An 18,831-nucleotide genomic window follows, 5' to 3' on the forward strand; every position below is an offset into this window, starting at 1 on the left:
ATGGACAACGAGGACAAGCTCCGCGACTACCTCAAGCGGGTCACCACCGACCTGCGGCAGACCCGCCGCAGGCTGCAGGAGGTGGAGTCGCGAGAGCACGATCCCATTGCGATCGTCGCGATGGCCTGCCGCCTTCCGGGAGGAGTGGCCTCCCCCGAAGAGCTGTGGCGGCTGGTGGCCGAGGGCACCGACGCCATCGGTCCCATGCCGACCGATCGCGGCTGGGACGTGGACAAGCTGTACGACCCGGACCCCGACCGCCCGGGCAGCAGCTACGTCCGCCAGGGCGGCTTCCTCTACGACGCCCCGGAGTTCGACGCCGGCTTCTTCGAGATCTCGCCGCGCGAGGCCCTCGCCATGGACCCGCAGCAGCGGCTCCTCCTGGAGACCTCCTGGGAGGTCTTCGAGCGCGCGGGCATCGACCCGACATCGGTACGCGGCAGCGCAGCCGGCGTCTTCGTCGGGTCGAGCAACCAGGGCTATGCCGCTGCCGCCGACGAGAGCACCGCCCCGGAGGGCGTCGAGGGCCATCTGCTGACCGGAGGTTCGGCAGCTGTGCTCTCCGGACGGCTCGCCTACAGCTTCGGGCTGGAGGGGCCGGCGGTCACCGTCGACACCATGTGCTCGTCCTCGCTGGTCGCCCTGCATCTCGCCGTCCAGGCGCTGCGGCACGGCGAGTGCGAGATGGCGCTCGCATGCGGAGCGACCGTGATGTCCTCGGCACGGAACTTCGTGGAGTTCAGCCGTCAGCGGGGGCTCGCGCGAGACGGCCGGTGCAAGCCGTTCGCCGCGGCCGCCGACGGCACCGCATGGGGCGAAGGCGTCGGCGTCCTGCTGCTGGAGCGCCTGTCGGAGGCCCGCCGCAAGGGCCACCCGGTGCTGGCGGTCATTCGCGGCAGCGCCACCAACCAGGACGGTGCCTCGAACGGTCTGACCGCGCCGAACGGTCCTTCCCAGCAGCGGGTCATCCGCGCCGCGCTGGCCAACGCCGGTCTGTCCGCCGGTGAGGTGGACGCGGTGGAGGCGCACGGTACGGGCACCACGCTCGGCGACCCCATCGAGGCGCAGGCGCTGCTCGCCACGTACGGGCAGGAGCGTGACGCGGACCGGCCGCTGTGGCTCGGCTCGGTCAAGTCGAACATCGGACATGGGCAGGCCGCCTCCGGCATCGCCGGAGTGATGAAGATGGTGCAGGCGATACGCCATGGCGTACTGCCCGCGACGCTCCATGTCGACGCGCCCTCACCGCATGTGGACTGGTCGACGGGGAACGTCCGTCTGCTCACCGACGAGACCGCCTGGCCCGAGACCGACGCGCCCAGGCGGGCCGGAGTGTCGTCCTTCGGCGGCAGCGGCACCAACGCCCATGTCCTGCTCGAACAGGCACCGGCCGAGGAACCTGCCGATGAACAGCTCGCAGCGGCCGCCCCCGCACAGCAGGCTGCGCCTGCCGCGCTGCCCTGGGTGGTTTCCGGACGCTCCGCGACGGCCTTGCGCGCGCAGGCAGAGCGACTGGCGTCGTGGGCGGAGACCGCCGGCCAGTCGCCGGTGGACACCGGGCACTCGCTGGTGGCCTCGCGTGCGGCCCTTGAGCATCGAGCCGTGGTGGTGGGCACCGACCAGGACGCACTGGTCGCCGGACTGCGTGCCGTGGCGGAGGGCGAGACGCCCGCCGGTGCGGTGGTGGGCGACGCCGGAACCCTGGAGGGGGACGCCGATGTGGTGTTCGTCTTCCCGGGGCAGGGGTCGCAGTGGGTCGGTATGGCGGTGGAGTTGTTGGATTCTTCGCCGGTGTTTGCGGGTCGGTTGGCGGAGTGTGAGGCGGCGTTGGAGCCGTTTGTCGACTGGTCGCTGACTGCGGTGTTGCGGGGGGCTGAGGGTGCGCCGGGGCTGGAGCGGGTGGATGTGGTGCAGCCGGTGTTGTGGGCGGTGATGGTGTCGCTGGCGGAGGTGTGGCGGGCCCATGGTGTGGAGCCTGCGGCGGTCGTCGGGCACAGTCAGGGGGAGATCGCTGCGGCGTGTGTGGCCGGGGCGTTGAGCTTGGAGGACGGCGCCCGTGTGGTCGCACTGCGCAGTAAGGCGATCCGTGCGCTGTCGGGCCGTGGCGGGATGGTGTCGGTGGCGCTGCCCTCGTCTGACGTATCGGATCTGATCAAGCTGTGGAACGGTCGGGTTTCGGTTGCGGCGGTCAATGGTCCGTCGTCCGTGGTGGTCTCCGGTGATGCGGATGCGCTCGATGAGCTGATGGAGGGGTGTCGGGAGCGCGAGGTCCGTGCCCGGCGCATTGAGGTGGATTACGCCTCGCATTCGGCTCATGTGGAGTCGATTCGCGAGGAGTTGCTGGAGGTTTTGGCGCCGGTGGCACCCCGTGTGGCCGAGGTGCCGTTCTTCTCGACGGTGACGGGGGAGTGGCTGGACACGGCGGAGATGGATGCCGGGTACTGGTTCACCAACCTGCGGCAGACGGTGCGGCTGGAGCCTGCCGTGCGTGCGCTGCTGGAGGCGGATCACCGGGTGTTCGTGGAGGTCAGCCCGCATCCGGTGCTCACCGTGCCGCTTCAGGAAACCGTCGAGTCCGTGGGCGCGGATGCGGTGGTGACCGGCACTCTCCGCCGGGACGACGGTGGTCTGTTGCGCCTCTACGCCTCCCTCGGCGAGCTGTACGTCCACGGGGTGGAGGTGGACTGGTCCCCGGCCTTCGCTGCCGCTCGGCCGCAGCTTGTGGATCTGCCCACGTACGCCTTCCAGCACCGTCGTTACTGGCTGGAGTCCGGGCGGTCCTCGGTGGCCGGTGTTGTGGATCCGGTGGATGTGCGGTTCTGGGAGTCGGTGGAGCGGGAGGATCTGGAGGGTCTGGCGGCGACGTTGGGGCTGGCAGATCCGGGTGCTTTGCGTGAGGTGTTGCCGGCGTTGTCGTCGTGGCGGCAGGGCCGGCAGCAGCGGAGCACGGTCGACGGCTGGCGCTACCGGATCGTATGGCGACCCCAACCCGAGCCGGAGCAAGCCAAGTTGGCGGGACCCTGGCTCGTCGTTGTCCCCGCCGACTACCTGGACAACGACCTCGTACGCGCCACTCTTCAGGGCATCGGTGACAACGGCGCAGAGACCGTACTCCTCGTCCTTGAGGACTCGACGACCGACCGCCAAGGCGTGGCCGACCAGCTGCGGAACTCCCTGGTGACCGGCGCCCCCAGCGGTGTCCTCTCCTTCCTCGCCCTGGACGAGCGGCCGCTGACCGAGTTCCCCGAGGTCACCGTGGGACTGGTCCAGTCGGTGGCCCTGATGCAGGCGCTCCTCGACGCCGACGTCGAGGCTCCGCTGTGGCTGCTCACGACCGAGTCCGCCGCCACCGGTTCCGCCGACGACGCAGTCCGGAACCCGCTCCAGGCGGCCGTCTGGGGCCTGGCCCGGGTGTTCGCCCTGGAGCACCCCAAGCAGTGGGGCGGCCTCGTCGATCTGCCCGCCGCATTGGACGACCGTGGTGCGGCCCTGCTGTCCGGGGTCCTCGCCGCGGGCGGGGACGAGGACCAGCTAGCCCTCCGCGGCTCCGCGCTCCTCACCCGCCGACTCACCCGCGCCCCACTGGACGGCGGCGAGCCGGCCGCCCCCTGGCGTACCAGCGGAGCTGCCCTGGTCACCGGCGGTACCGGTGGTCTCGGTGCGCACACCGCCCGGCTGCTCGCCCGTAGTGGCGCCGAGCATCTGGTGCTGACCAGCCGGCGTGGCCCGGACGCACCGGGCGCGGCCGAACTGCGGGACGAACTGACCGCGTTGGGCGCCCGCGTCACCATCGCCGCCTGCGATGTGACGGACGCCGATGCGCTGGCCGAGCTGGTCGCCCAGGTCGAGTCGGACGGCCCGGCCATCCGTTCCGTCGTGCACACCGCCGGAGTCGGGCTGCTCGTGCCGCTCGCCGACACCACGCTGCAAGAGTTTGCCGAGGGTGCCCGCGCCAAGCTGCTCGGTGCCCGCAACCTCGACGCGCTCTTCGACCGCGACGGACTCGATGCGTTCGTGCTGTACTCGTCCGTCGCCGGCACCTGGGGCAGCGGAGACCACGGTGCCTACGCCGCGTCGAACTCCTACGTCGACGCGCTCGCCGCACACCGGCGCGCCCGCGGTCTGACGGGTACCTCGATCGCCTGGGGCATCTGGAGCCCGGAAGGCGGCGGGATGGCCGTCGACGTGGTCCAGGAACAGCTGCGCTGGCGCGGCATTCCGTTCATGCCCGCGCACCTGGCCGTGATGGGACTCCAGCAGGCGCTCGACCACGATGAGACCTTCCTCGCCGTGGCCGACATCGACTGGGAACGCTTCGTCCCCGTCTTCACCGCCGCCCATCGCCGCCCGCTGCTGCACGAGGTCCCCGAGGTCCTGCGGGCGCTGGAGGCCGACGAGGCCGACACGGACGCCGCCGAAAGCACCTCTGAGTCGCTCCGCACCCAGCTCGCCGGGCTGGCCCCCGCCGAACGCGAGCGGCAGCTCTCCGACCTCGTCCGCAAGCAGGTCGCGGCCGTACTCGGATACTCGGACACCTCGGAGGTCGAGGTCGGCCGCGCCTTCCGCGAGCTGGGCTTCGACTCCCTCACCGCGGTGGAGCTGCGCAACCGGCTCAACGCGGCCACCGGACTGAAGCTCCCCGCCACCGTGGTCTTCGACCATCCGACCGTGAAGGCGCTCGCCGGACATCTGGAGACCACCCTGGTCGGTGCGAGCGGCGCCCGGTCCGTACCGGCCGCCGTCCCGGAAACCGTGGCCCCCGTCGCCCCGGCCGAGGACGACGCGATCGCGATCGTGTCCATGGCCTGCCGCTACCCCGGTGGCGTGCGGTCGCCCGAGGACCTGTGGCAGCTCGTACGGGACCGGACGGACGCGATCTCGGAGTTCCCCGCCGACCGAGGCTGGGACCTCGACGGGCTCTACGACCCGGACCCGGACCGCACCGGTACCTGCTACGTCCGCGAGGGCGGATTCCTCGACGCGGCCGGTGACTTCGACCCCGAGTTCTTCGGGATCTCGCCGCGCGAGGCCCTCGCCATGGACCCGCAGCAGCGGCTCCTCCTGGAGACCTCCTGGGAGGCGATCGAGCGCGGTGGCATCGACCCCCGAACCCTGCGGGGCACATCGACCGGCGTCTTCTTCGGAGCCGCCTACCAGGGGTACGGCACCGGCGAAGCCCCCGAAGGACTGGAGGGGCACCTCATCACCGGAACGGTGACGAGCATCGCCTCCGGCCGCATCTCCTACACGCTCGGACTGGAAGGCCCCGCGGTCACGCTGGACACGGGCTGTTCGTCCTCGCTGGTGGCGCTGCATCTGGCCGTACAGGCGCTTCGCTCCGGGGAGTGCTCCCTGGCGATCGCCGGAGCCGCGGCGGTGATGGGCGAACCGATCGGCCTCGTGGGCTTCAGCCGGCAGCGGGGGCTGGCGCGGGACGGGCGGTGCAAGCCGTTCTCGGCGTCGGCCGACGGTATGGGCATGGCCGAGGGCGTCGGCGTAATGCTGGTGGAACGCCTCTCGGATGCCCGCCGCAACGGCCACCGGGTGCTGGCGGTCGTCCGCGGAACGGCGGTCAACCAGGACGGTGCGTCCAACGGTCTCACCGCACCCAACGGCCTCTCCCAGCAGCGGGTGATCCGGGCGGCGCTGGCCAATGCCGGTTTGTCGGCCGATGCGGTGGACGTGGTGGAGGCGCACGGTACGGGTACGTCGTTGGGCGATCCGATCGAGGCGCAGGCGCTGCTCGCCACGTACGGGCAGGAGCGGGACGCGGAGCGGCCGCTGTGGCTCGGCTCGGTCAAGTCGAACATCGGACACAGCCAGGCCGCCTCCGGCATGGCCGGGATCATCAAGATGGTGCAGGCGCTACGCCACGGCGAGCTGCCGGCGACGCTCCATGCCGACGAGCCGTCGCCGCATGTGGAGTGGGCGTCGGGCGCGGTGGAGCTGCTGACCGAGGCCCGGCCGTGGGCGGTGGAACACGGCCGTCCGCGCCGCGCCGGCATCTCCTCGTTCGGCGTGAGCGGGACCAATGCGCATGTGATCGTCGAGCAGGCGGAGGAACACGAACAGGCGGAGTCCGAAGACGGGGAGCCTGTTTCGCTGTCCTCGTCCTCGGGTGGCGTGCTCGTGCCGTGGGTGGTGTCCGGGCGGTCTGCCGATGCGTTGGTGGCGCAGGCGGAGCGGTTGGCGTCGTGGGTGGCGGGGACGGGGCTGTCGCCGGTTGATGTGGGTTGGTCGTTGGTGGCGTCGCGGTCGTCGTTCGAGCATCGGGCGGTTGTCGTGGGCTCGAAGACCGATGAACTGGCCGCAAAGCTGAGGGAGTTGAGCCCGGCTGCTGCGGTGGGTGATCCGGGCAGGACGGTGTTCGTCTTCCCGGGGCAGGGGTCGCAGTGGGTCGGTATGGCGGTGGAGTTGTTGGATGCTTCGCCGGTGTTTGCGGGTCGGTTGGCGGAGTGTGAGGGGGCGTTGGAGCCGTTTGTCGACTGGTCGCTGACTGCGGTGTTGCGGGGGGCTGAGGGTGCGCCGGGGCTGGAGCGGGTGGATGTGGTGCAGCCGGTGTTGTGGGCGGTGATGGTGTCGTTGGCGGAGGTGTGGCGGGCTCATGGTGTGGAGCCCGCGGCGGTCGTCGGTCACAGCCAGGGGGAGATCGCCGCGGCCTGCGTCGCCGGCGCCCTGAGTCTGGAGGACGGCGCCCGTGTGGTCGCACTGCGCAGTAAGGCGATCCGTGCGCTGTCGGGCCGTGGCGGAATGGTGTCGGTGGCCCTGCCCTCGTCCGACGTCTCGGACCTGATCAAGCCGTGGAACGGTCGGGTTTCGGTTGCGGCGGTCAACGGTCCGTCGTCCGTGGTGGTCTCCGGTGATGCGGATGCGCTCGATGAGCTGATGGAGGGGTGTCGGGAGCGCGAGGTCCGTGCGCGTCGCATCGAGGTGGATTACGCCTCGCATTCGGCTCATGTGGAGTCGATTCGCGAGGAGTTGCTGGAGGTTTTGGCGCCGGTGGCACCCCGTGTGGCCGAGGTGCCGTTCTTCTCCACGGTGACGGGGGAGTGGCTGGACACGACGGAGATGGACGCCGGGTACTGGTTCACCAACCTGCGGCAGACGGTGCGGCTGGAGCCTGCCGTGCGTGCGCTGCTGGACGCGGATCATCGGGTGTTCGTGGAGGTCAGCCCGCATCCGGTGCTGACGATGCCGGTACAGGAGACCGTCGAGTCCGTGGGTGCGGATGCGGTGGTGACCGGCACTCTCCGCCGGGACGACGGTGGTCTGTCGCGTCTCTACGCCTCCCTCGGCGAGCTGTACGTAAACGGCGTGGAGGTGGATTGGTCCCCGGCCTTCGCTGCCGCTCGGCCGCAGCTCGTGGACCTGCCCACGTACGCCTTCCAACACCGCCGCTACTGGCTCGAATCGGCCAAGCCCGCAGCCGGGTCGGCCGCTTCTGGACTCGTCGATGCCGGATTCTGGGAGACCGTCGAGCGCGGGGACGCGGACACGCTCGCCGAGACGCTCGGGCTGTCCGATGACGGTGCGTTGCGCGAGGTGCTGCCCGCGCTCTCGCTGTGGCACCAGCAGCGGCAGCAGCGCAGCACGGTCGACGGCTGGCGCTACCGGATCGTCTGGCGGCCCCAACCCGAGCCCGAGCGCGTCGGCTTGGACGGTACGTGGCTGGTCGTCGTACCTGACGGTCACCAGGACTCCCCGGTGGTCGAGGGCGTCGTCGGCGCGCTCCGGTCGGGCGCCGTGGACATCCGGACCCTGATCGTCGGTAAGGAGGACGCCGACCGGGAACGGCTCGCGGGCCGGCTGCGGGACGAGGCCGGGGCGGCGGCCGGGGCGATCGCCGGGGTGCTCTCCCTCGTGGCCCTGGACGAGCAGCCGTGGACCGCCACCCAGACCCTGCCGGCCGGGTTGGTGCTGATGACGTCGCTGCTCCAGGCGCTCGGTGACGCCGGGATCGACGCTCCGCTGTGGTGTGCAACCCGGGGCGCGGTGTCGGTCAACCGTGCCGATGTCGTCGCTCGGCCGACGCAGGCGATGGCGTGGGGGCTGGGCCGGATCGCCGCCTTCGAATATCCGCAGCGGTGGGGCGGACTCGTCGATCTGCCGGGTGAGTTGGACGAGCGGGCCGGGCGACGGCTGGTCGCCCTGCTGGCGCAGACCTGGGGTGAGGACCAGGTGGCGCTGCGCGGTTCCGGCGTCTTCACCCGTCGGATGGTGCGGTCGCTGCCGGGGGACCGGCCCGCCGGTGAGGGATGGCGGCCGCGTGGCACCGTCCTGGTCACCGGTGGTACGGGCGCGTTGGGCGGGCACCTCGCCCGCTGGCTCGCCCGCAACGGGGCGGAGCATCTCGTACTCGTCAGCCGCCGGGGCCCGGAGGCGCCGGGTGCCGCCGAGCTCGTCGAGGAGCTGGCCGGGCTCGGCGCGCGGGCGACCGTGCGGGCCTGTGACGTCGGTGACCGGGAGGCGGTGGCGGCACTCGTCGCGAGCCTGCCGCCGGAGCAGCCGCTGACGGCCGTGGTGCACACGGCGGGAGTGCTCGACGACGGGGTGATCGACCAGCTCACCGCGGACCGCGCCGGGACCGTGTGGGAGCCCAAGGCGGGCGCCGCGTTCGCCCTCCACGAGGCGACCCGGCAGCTCGACCTCTCGGCGTTCATCCTGTTCTCCTCCATGGCGGGCACGCTCGGCGGCCCCGGCCAGGGCAGCTATGCGGCGGCGAACGCCTGCCTGGACGCGCTCGCCCTGCAGCGCCGTGCCGAGGGACTGCCCGCGACCTCGATCGCCTGGGGAGCCTGGGGCGGCGGCGGTCTGGTGGGCGAGGAACTGGCGGAGCGGCTGCGCCGCGACGGAGTGCCGCCGATGGATCCCGACCTGGCCGTCTCCGCCCTGCAGACGGCCCTGGACGAGGACGAGACGTTCCTGGTCGTCGCGGACGTCGACTGGCACAAGGCCCCGGCCCGGCAGGTCGCCGCGGTGCGTGAGCTGCCCGAGGTCCAGGCGTCGGCCGGGGCGGGTGCGGACGAGGCCGCGGTGCGCGGTGACGCCGCGCCGCTCCTCGCGCGACTGCGGGACCGTGCACCGGCAGAGCGGCGTGCCGCCCTGCTGGACGACGTACGGGCCGCGGCCGCCGCCGTCCTCGGCTTCGACCGACCCGACGCGCTCCCCGCCGACCGGGCGTTCCGCGACCTGGGCTATGACTCGCTGACCGCCGTCGAGCTGCGCAACCGGCTCGCCGAGGCGACGGGTCTGCGGCTGCCGGTCACCTTGGTGTTCGACCACCCGACGGCGACCGCGCTCACGGCGTTTCTCCACGACGGCCTCTTCGGCGCGGTGGCGGAGAGCACGGGCCCGGCCGCACCTGCCGTTCCGGTCGACGACGATCCGGTCGTCATCGTCGGGATGAGCTGCCGCTACCCGGGGCAGGCCGACTCGCCCGAGGAGCTGTGGCGGCTGCTCGACGGGGGCACCGACGCCGTCTCGGGCTTCCCCACCAACAGGGGCTGGGACATCGAGCGGCTCTACGACCCGGACCCCGACAAGCCGGGCACCTTCTACGCCCGCGACGGGGGATTCCTCTACGACGCCGACCACTTCGACCCGGCGTTCTTCGGGATCTCGCCGCGTGAGGCCGTCGCGATCGACCCGCAGCAGCGGCTCCTCCTGGAGACCTCCTGGGAAGCGATCGAACGGGCGGGCATCGACCCGGAGGTGCTCCGCGGCACGGCGGCCGGCGTCTTCGTCGGTTCGAACTACAACGACTACGGCTCCCGTGCGCACACCGCCCCGGAGGGCATGGAGGGATATCTGGCGACGGGCAGCGCGAGCAGCGTCGCCTCCGGCCGGATCGCCTACACCTTCGGTCTGGAGGGGCCGGCCGTCACGGTGGACACCGCGTGTTCGTCGTCGCTGGTCGCCCTGCATCTGGCGACCCAGGCCCTGCGGTCCGGCGAATGCTCGCTGGCACTGGCCGCCGGTGTGACCGTGATCTCCACCCCGCAGACGTTCATCGAATTCAGCCGGCAGCGGGCGCTCGCTCCCGACGGCCGCTGCAAGGCGTTCTCGGCGGATGCCGACGGCGCCGGGTGGGCCGAGGGCGTCGGTGTCGTCCTGCTGGAGCGGCTGTCCGAGGCCCGTCGGCGCGGACACCCGGTACTCGCCGTCGTCAAGGGCACGGCCGTCAACCAGGACGGTGCCTCCAACGGCCTGACGGCACCCAACGGTCCGTCCCAACAGCGGGTCATCCGCCAGGCGTTGGCGAACGCGGGCCTGACCGCGGGCGACATCGACGCCGTCGAGGCGCACGGGACCGGCACCCAGCTCGGCGACCCGATCGAGGCCCAGGCGCTGCTTGCCACCTACGGCCAGGAACGGCCCGCGGAGCGCCCGTTGTGGCTCGGCTCGATCAAGTCCAACATCGGTCACACCCAGGCCGCGGCCGGTGTCGCCGGCGTCATCAAGATGGTGCAGGCGATGCGGCACGGTGTGCTGCCGCGTACCCTCCACGTCGCGCAGCCGTCGCCGCACATCGACTGGTCGGCGGGGAACGTGCGGCTGCTGAGCGAGCCGCAGGAGTGGACACCGGGCGACGGCCCGCGCCGGGCCGGCGTCTCCGCCTTCGGCATCAGCGGGACCAACGCACATGTGATCCTGGAGGAGCCCGAGCCGGTGGCCGTCGAGTCCGGCGCCACACCGCAGGGCCCTCGGCCGGAGACCCCCGACGCCCCGGCGGCCGTCGTCCCCTGGCTGCTGTCCGCGCGGGGCGTCACGGCCCTGCGGGCCCAGGGCCGGCGGCTGGCCGCACACCTGGCCCGCCACCCCGAACTCGCGCCCGCCGATGTCGCGCTGTCCCTGGCCACCTCGCGCACCGCATTCGAGGACCGGGCAGCCGTCCTCGGCCGGGACACCGGTGAATTGACCGAGGCGCTCCGGGCGTTCGCCGAGGGCCGGGAGCACCCGCGGGTCGCCGTGGGCCGCGCCCGCGGCGGAAAGCTGGCCTTCCTCTTCCCGGGGCAGGGATCGCAGCGCGCCGGCACCGGACGGCGCCTCTACGCGACCCATGACGCCTTCGCCGACGCCCTGGACGCGGTCTGCGCCCACCTCGACGGCCACCTCGACCGGCCCTTGCGCGAGGTGCTGTTCGCCGAACCCGGCACCCCCGAGGCGGATCTGCTCGATCGGACCGTCTACACCCAGGCCGGTCTCTTCGCCCTCGAAGTCGCCCTGTTCCGGCTGCTCGAAGGCTACGGCGTGCACCCCGACCTGCTGCTCGGCCACTCGATCGGTGAAGTGGCCGCCGCGCATGTCGCCGGCGTGTTCTCCCTTGCGGACGCCTGCCGGCTGGTCGCCGCCCGCGGCCGGCTGATGCAGGCCCTGCCCGCCGGCGGAGCCATGGTGTCCGTCGATGCGGCCGAGGAGGACGTACTGCCGCTGCTCGCCCCGTACGAAGACCGGGTCGCGCTCGCGGCGGTCAACGGGCCGGCCGCCGTCGTCCTCAGCGGCGACGAGGACGCGGTCACCGAGCTCGCCGGTCAACTCGAAGCCTCCGGTCACCGGACCAAGCGGCTGCGGGTCAGCCATGCCTTCCACTCCGCCCACATGGACGCGATGCTCGACGAATTCGCCGTCGTGGCAGCCGAGTTGGACTACCAGCCGCCCACTACGCCCATCGTCTCGAACGTCACCGGGCGCCCGGCCACGGCCGAGGAGCTGTGCAGCCCCGCCTACTGGGTGCGGCACGTACGGCAGGCGGTCCGGTTCCACGACGGGGTCCGGACCCTGGAGGAGCTGGGCGCGCGGACACTTCTCGACCTCGGGTCCGGCGTGCTGACCGCCATGGCGGACGAGTGCCTGACCACGGACGGGACCGCCCTCGGTGCGGTGCTGCGCCGGGACACCGACGAACCGGAGTCGCTCACCACCGCGCTCGCCCACCTGCATCTGCAGGGCCACGGCCCGGACTGGCACCGCTGCCTCGCGCCCTCGGGCGGCCGGCGGGTGCCGCTGCCGACCTACCCGTTCCAGCGGCAGCGGTACTGGCTGGAGGCGGGCACGGACCTGACCGACGTCTCCGCCGTGGGGCTGGAGGCCGCGGGCCATCCGCTGCTCGGCGCGGCCGTGCCGCTCGCCGGTTCCGGCGGTGCCCTGTTCACCGGGCTGCTCTCGGCGGGGCGTCAGCCGTGGCTGGCCGACCACGCCCTGGACGGCACGCTGCTCTTCCCCGGCACGGGATTCCTGGAACTGGCTCTCCAGGCCTGCGCCCGGACCGGCGCCGGCCACCTGGAGGAACTCACCCTGCAGGCCCCGCTGGTGATCCCGGAGGACGGCACGGTCCAGCTCCAGCTCACGGTCGGGGACCCGGACGAGTCGGGCCGTCGCCCGCTGTCCGTCCACTCGCGCCCCGCCACCCGCCCGGACGACGAGGGGCGGCCCTGGACCCGGCACGCCGAGGGCACCCTCGCCGACGGCCCGCCCGAGACCGGGACGCCCGCCGACCTCACCGCCTGGCCCCCGCCCGGCGCCGAGCCGGTCGACGTCTCCGACCTGTACGAGCGCACCGCCGCGAACGGCTTCGCCTACGGACCTGCCTTCCGCGGCCTGGAGGCCGCCTGGCGCCGGGGTGACGAGGTGTTCGCCGAGGTCACCCTGCCCGAGCAGTACCGCGACACCGGCTTCGTGCTGCATCCGGCGCTGCTGGACGCCGCCCTGCACACCGTCGCCCTGGCCGCTCCCGACACCGAACGGGCCGTACTGCCCTTCAGCTTCCGGGCGGTCACCGCGGCACCGGCCGCACACCCGGACACCTTGCGGGTCCGCCTCGTCCGACAGGCCGACGACACCTACACCGTGCAACTGGCGGACGCCTCGGGCGCCCCGCTCGCCACGATACCGGCGCTCGTCCTGCGGCCGGTCGACCCCGCACAACTGGCCGCCGCCGGACCGAAGCCGGCCGACCTGTACCGGATGGACTGGACGGATCTGCCGCTGGGTGGTCAATCGGCCGAGCAGTACGCGGTCATCGGCACGGACGGAGTACCGGAGCCCGAGGGGCACGGCGCCCGGTACCCGGAGCTGTCCGCGCTGGCCGCGGCCGTCGACGCCGGGGCCGAGGTGCCCGCAACGGTCCTCGTCGGCTGCCCGCGGACCGAGGGCGATCCGGCCGAGGCCACCCGCCGGGCCGTGCACCACGCACTGGGCCTGGCACAGGCTTGGCTGAGCGACGAGCGGTTCAGCGCCTCGCGGCTGGTCCTGTGCACCCGTGACGCCGTGGCCGACCGGGCCGGCGCGGCGGTCTCCGGACTGCCGCAATCCGCCGTCTGGGGCCTCCTGCGCACCGCCAAGGCCGAGAACCCGGGCCGCTTCGCGCTGCTCGACCACGACGGCACGGCACGGTCCGCGGCCGCGCTGCCGGCCGCCCTGGCGACCGGCGAACCCGAGATCGCGCTGCGCGACGGCGCCGCCCGGGTGCCGCGCTTGGTACGGGCCCGGGCGGCCGAGCCGTTCCGGGGCCTCGGCACCGACGGCACCGTGCTGATCACCGGGGCCGGCGGCATGCTCGGCCGGCTCGTCGCCCGTCATCTGGTGACGGCACACGGCGTGCGCAGCCTGCTGCTCGCCAGCCGTCGCGGGCGGACCGCGGACGGGATGCCCGAACTGGAGAAGGAGCTGCGCGAACTGGGCGCGGAGGTCGACATCGCCGCCTGCGACCTCGCCGACCGGGACGACACCGCCCGGCTGCTGGCCTCGGTCTCCGCCGAACGTCCGCTCACCGCGGTGGTCCACACCGCGGGCGTCCTCGACGACGGGGTGCTCGGCTCGCTGACGCCCGACCGCATGGACACCGTGCTGCGGGCCAAGGCGGACGCCGTACTCCACCTCGACGAGCTGACCCGCGAGCTCGACCTGACGGCATTCGTCCTGTTCTCCTCGCTCGCCGGGACGTTCGGCGGGGTCGGGCAGGGCAACTACGCGGCGGCCAACGCGTTCCTGGACGCCTTCGCGCACGCCCGCCGGGCAGCGGGCCGGCCGGCAGTCTCCCTCGCCTGGGGCCTGTGGGCCGCACGCAGCGGGATGACCACCAAGCTGGACGAGACCGACCTGCACCGGATGGCCCGCGGCGGGGTCCGCCCCATGCCGTCGGAGCAGGCGCTGGCGCTCTTCGATGCCGCGCTCGCCACCGAGGAGGCGTTCCTCGCCCCCGCCAAGCTCGACATGGCGGCGCTGCGGGCCGCGGCCGGCGAGGTGCCCCCGCTGCTGCGGTCACTGACCGGACCGCGGCCCCCGGCGGGCCGGCCGGGCCCCGCGGCCGCCGCCGAAGCCGGACAGCTCGGCACCCGCCTCGCCACGCTGCCCGAGCGGGACCGGCGCCAGGCGGTGCTCGATGCCGTCCTGGGCCAGGCCGCGCTGGTCCTGGGCCACACCTCGGCCGACGCGATCGACCCCGAACGCGGCTTCCTGGAGCTGGGCTTCGACTCGCTGACCGCCGTCGAGCTGCGCAACCGCCTCACCACCGTGACCGGAACCAGGCTGCCCGCGACCCTGCTGTTCGACTACCCGGAACCGGGCGCACTCGCCGACCACCTGCTCGGCAGGCTGGCAGCCGCGGTGGAACAGCAGCCGGCCAACGGCGGCCCCGTATCCGGCCCGCTCGACGCGTGGGAGGCACAGACCGAGCGGCTCATGGACGACACCGCCGCCAGGACAGCGCTGCGCAGCCGGCTCCAGGGACTCATGGACCGGCTCGACAGCCTCCCCGCGGACCCGGACGCCGCACTGGAGAGCCGGCTGGACCAGGCGTCGGACGACGAGCTCTTCGACTTCATCGAGAACGAACTCGGCGGATCGTGAGGCGCTGAGTGCCCGTGCCGGTGTAGGGGCTGAGCGTCCGTGCACCGGCTCCGGCAGCCTCCTGACGGGCTGCCGGAGCCGGTGTCGGCGCGCCCCTCTACGTCTGCGGAGACGGCTCCACCCGGTGCACGTTCCCGGTCACAGCATCACCGCACCCTTCCGCACTCCTTCCCACGGGTGCGCCCTCGCGGGTGGCGTGGAAGGTGCGCCGGTAGGCGAGGGGGGCCACGCCGATGGCGGCGTGGAGGTGCTGGCGGAGCGAGGTGGCGGTGGTGAAGCCGACGTGACCGGCGATCTGGTCCACGGACAGATCGCTGGTTTCGAGGAGTTGGCGTGCCCGGGAGAGGCGCTGCTGCGTGAGCCACCGTCCCGGGCTCTCCCCGACCTCGCCCCGGAAGCGGCGCGCGAAGGTCCGTAGGCTCATCTGGGCATGTCCTGCGAGGTCGGTGAGGGTGAGCGGGAGGTGCAGGTGATCGAGGGCCCATTGCCTGGTGGCGGCCGTGGTGACGGCGGTCGGTTCGGGGACGGGGTGTTCGATGTACTGTGCCTGGCCGCCTTCCCGCCACGGTGGCACCACGCACAGCCGGGCGACATGGTTGGCCACCGCACTGCCGTGGTCGGTGCGTATGACGTGCAGGCACACGTCCACACCCGATGCGGCACCGGCCGAGGTGAGGACATCGCCGTCGTCGATGAAGAGCACGCCGGGGTCGAGCCGGACCCGGGGGAACAGGCGCCGGAAGTGTTCGGCGAGGGCCCAGTGCGTGGTGGCGGGGCGGCCGTCGAGCAGGCCGGCTGCCGCGAGGACGAAGGCACCGGTGCAGATGGAGACCAGGCGGGTGCCGGGGCGGATCATGGCGAGTGCGTCGGCGACGGGGCCGGAGAGTTCGCCGGTGGCCAACGCCAGGTCGAAGGGCGGGATCACCACGGTGCCGGCGGTGCGCAGGGCCTCGGGACCGTGGTCGACGGCGATCTCGAAGTCGGCGTTCGTGCGCACCAGGCGCCCGTCGACGGTGCAGGTGAGCAGCTCGTAGCGGCCGTCCGCGCTGCCGAAGACCCGGTTGGCGATGCCGAGTTCGAACGGATAGACCCTGTCGAGTGCGAGGACGACGATGCGGTGCGCCGATTCCCGCTGCGGTACCTGGGTCATGACACGGCCATCCCGTCCATCCGTCCTCCCCGCTGCTCGATTGGCAGAATCCCATCGAATAGTGACCATCATGCCATTGCTCCGTGCCGCCGCGCGGCGGCAGTGTGGACCGCATGAGTACAGCGACTTCACAACAGACCACCACAGAGCAGGCCGGGACCGCGCACCCGGCCACGATGCGGGCGATCAGCCAGGACGTTCTCGGCGGGCCCGAGGTGCTGAAGGAAGTGGAGGTGGCGCGCCCGGAACCCGGTCCGAGCGAGGTGCTGGTCAGAGTCCATGCGGCGGGGGTGAACCCCACCGACTGGAAGCATCGGGAACTGGGCATCTTCCTCGGCCAACCGCCGTTCGTCCTGGGGTGGGACGTCTCCGGGGTGGTGGAGGCAGTCGGAACGGGGGTCACCCTTTTCAAGCCGGGTGACGAGGTCTTCGGGATGCTGCCGTATCCATACGGGGTGGGCTCCCACGCCGAGTACGTCACCGGGCCCGCGCGCGCTTTTGCCCGTAAGCCCGCCACGATCGACCATGTCCAGGCCGGAGCACTCCCGCTCGCCGCACTGACCGCTTGGCAGGCACTTGTCGACACCGCCGCAATACGGGCCGGAGACCGGGTGCTGATCCACGCCGCGGCCGGGGGAGTGGGCCACCTCGCGGTGCAGATCGCCAAGGCGCGCGGCGCCTATGTGATCGGTACGGCCAGCGCGGCCAAGCACGCATTCGTGCGCGACCTCGGGGCCGACGAAGTGGTCGACTACCAGCAGGCCGACTTCGCCGAGGTCGTCCGCGACGTCGATGTCGTCCTGGACACCATCGGCGGCGAGTACCAGCTGCGTTCGCTGCGTACCCTGCGCCGTGGCGGCCTGCTGGTCTCGATCCTGCCCTTCCCGGCGCAGGGGCTGGCGGAAGCGGCCGACCGGCTCGGGATGCGCACCGAACTGCTGCTCGTCGAGGCCGATCACACCGGGATGAAGGCGATCGCCGAGCTCGCGGAGGGGGGCGCGCTCCGGGCGGCCATCGCGGGAACGTTCCCGATGGCTCAGGCCGTGAAGGCACACGAGCTCGGCGAGACGAATCGCACCACGGGCAAGCTGGTGCTCGTCATGGGAGCCACGAGCGGCGCGAGCGACTGATCGGCGAACGACCGAGAAGCCGCTCCGGCCGGCAACTGCCCTCCTGATCTACGATGGTGGCCGTCGCCTGCGGGTGAAGCGCCGGGCGGCCACGACGAGTGCCGTCACCGCGGTCACGGCCACCATCGCGAGCAGCCAGTTGCGCGAGTAGTCCAGCGGAAGCACCGAGGAGTTGGCCCGCTGCCCCGGGCGCAGCAGCACCGGCAGCGCCACCATGGTCAACGCGCCCGCGACCGTCAGCGCGCCACGAACCGGCCCGCGCACGCCACCGCGCACCAGCACCAGCCCGACCAGCAACACCAGCGGTGCGATCAACCCGTCGTGCAGCACCACCGCTCCGCCCAACCAGACCAGCACGCCGGTCAGGTCAGGGACGCCCCTCAGCAAGGACGCCCCGACGCCCATGAGCACCACGCCACCCACGCCCGCGAGGGCACGCATCACCTTCATGCCAGCACCTCCAGTCGGCCGACCCACTTGGTCTGGAGCACGCCGGGACGGTTCGGGGCGATGAGCCGCGCCGGGTAGCCGTGGTCGGGGTCGAGTTCCTCTCCGTTCAGGCGCAGGGCGAGCAAGGTCAACGGGTCGCGGGCGTGCGCCTGCCCCATCTCCGACACCCGGTAGCCGCCGCGCAGCTGCAACGACGTCACCCGCACCCGCGCGTGCGGCGGCGCGCCCGCCCGCTCCAGCAGGTCCACGACCCGCACACCCGTCCAGTGCGCTGACTTGCTCCACCCCTCCACGCAGGCGATCGACAGCTCCACCTCGTGCTGCGGCAGAGCGCGCAGCTCGTCCAGCGTCAGGGCGTACCGCTGCGGACCGTCCACCACCAGGCGGTACTCCTCGTCGGCGATCCGGCCGACGCCGGCCGCGGCAGCCGTCCGGTTGACGGGCAGGGACTGTGGGCCCTTGTCCGGGTGGCGCGGTGCGAACAGGGTGAAGTCCTTCAGCGGGGTGAAGGACTGGCCCACGGTGGTCAGTGTGACGGCCCCGACGGCAGCGCCCACCGCGGCCAGCAGGGACCGCCGGTCCGGTCCGTCCTGCGGCGGCAGGGCGAGCGTCCCGGGCGACCGCCGGCTCCAATGCGCCCGGATCTCGGGGGCCTTGATCGCGAGGTGCAGTACCAGCGCCCCGACGACCAGCCACGCCACGGCGTAGTGCACCGGCACGAACGAGAACGGCCACGGGTACCACTGGGCCGTGTTCAGCAACCCCGTCGCCAGCTCGAAGACGGCCCCTGCCACCAGTACGGCGATCGACAGTCGCTCCAGGGCGTGCTTGACCGACCGCAGTGGCGGCCATGCGAACAGCCGCGGATACACGGTCCACAGCTTGGCCAGCAGCAAGGGGATTGCCGCGATGCCGGAGGCGACGTGCAGGCCCTGGGTGAGCCGGTATCCCCACGACGGGCGGCTCGGGATGTGGTCGGCCAGCCAGCCCGGCGGATGCTGCATGACGTGGCTGACCAGTCCGGTGGCGAAGCACACGGCGAACGTCAGGCCCAGCCAACGGCCGATCGAGGTCGCCGTGCGGGCGTCATGGAGTCCGCCCTTGAACACCGGCGGAGAGAAGCGCGATTTCATGCGTCCCATCACAGCGGCCGCAAGGGCACGGTGGAACGAATCGTCTCCTTACGGAACGCGGACGTCGACTGATGGTGTCCGGGCGAGCACTCACTGTGGCGCGCTCGGTGGGTCGGTGCTC

Annotated in this window: 5 protein-coding genes; 2 read left to right on the forward strand and 3 right to left on the reverse strand. The window is 72.4% G+C overall.

Going from position 1 to position 18,831, the window contains the following annotated elements; genetic code table 11:
* Positions 1-14,847: a type I polyketide synthase gene (locus BKA18_RS36045; protein WP_366045093.1), complete on the forward strand. Its 14,847-nt coding sequence runs from the start codon at positions 1-3 to the stop codon at positions 14,845-14,847.
* A gap of 97 nt (positions 14,848-14,944) precedes the next feature.
* Here the strand turns inward: BKA18_RS36045 and BKA18_RS36050 are convergent, their stop codons facing one another.
* Positions 14,945-15,997 carry a GlxA family transcriptional regulator gene (locus BKA18_RS36050; RefSeq protein ID WP_366045094.1) on the reverse strand — a complete coding sequence of 351 codons (1,053 nt, stop codon included), beginning with the start codon at positions 15,995-15,997 and terminating at the stop codon, positions 14,945-14,947.
* Positions 15,998-16,110: 113 nt separating this feature from the next.
* Between BKA18_RS36050 and BKA18_RS36055 the strand changes: the two genes are divergently transcribed.
* The gene (locus BKA18_RS36055) at positions 16,111-17,127 is read left to right on the forward strand and encodes an NADP-dependent oxidoreductase (RefSeq protein ID WP_366045095.1); all 1,017 of its coding nucleotides are present in this window, start codon (positions 16,111-16,113) and stop codon (positions 17,125-17,127) included.
* 48 nt (positions 17,128-17,175) lie between these two features.
* On the opposite strand, the gene BKA18_RS36060 is transcribed toward BKA18_RS36055, so the two are convergent.
* Positions 17,176-17,577 (reverse strand): hypothetical protein, encoded by a 402-nt coding sequence (locus BKA18_RS36060; RefSeq protein ID WP_366045096.1) that lies wholly within the window; start codon positions 17,575-17,577, stop codon positions 17,176-17,178.
* Positions 17,574-18,710: a molybdopterin-dependent oxidoreductase gene (locus BKA18_RS36065; RefSeq protein ID WP_366045097.1), complete on the reverse strand. Its 1,137-nt coding sequence runs from the start codon at positions 18,708-18,710 to the stop codon at positions 17,574-17,576. Before BKA18_RS36065 ends, BKA18_RS36060 begins: the two co-directional genes overlap by 4 nt.
* Between the last annotated feature and the right edge of the window lie 121 nt (positions 18,711-18,831).

The sequence above is a fragment of the Streptomyces auratus genome, assembly GCF_050433025.1.
Classification (GTDB): Bacteria; Actinomycetota; Actinomycetes; order Streptomycetales; family Streptomycetaceae; genus Streptomyces; species Streptomyces sioyaensis.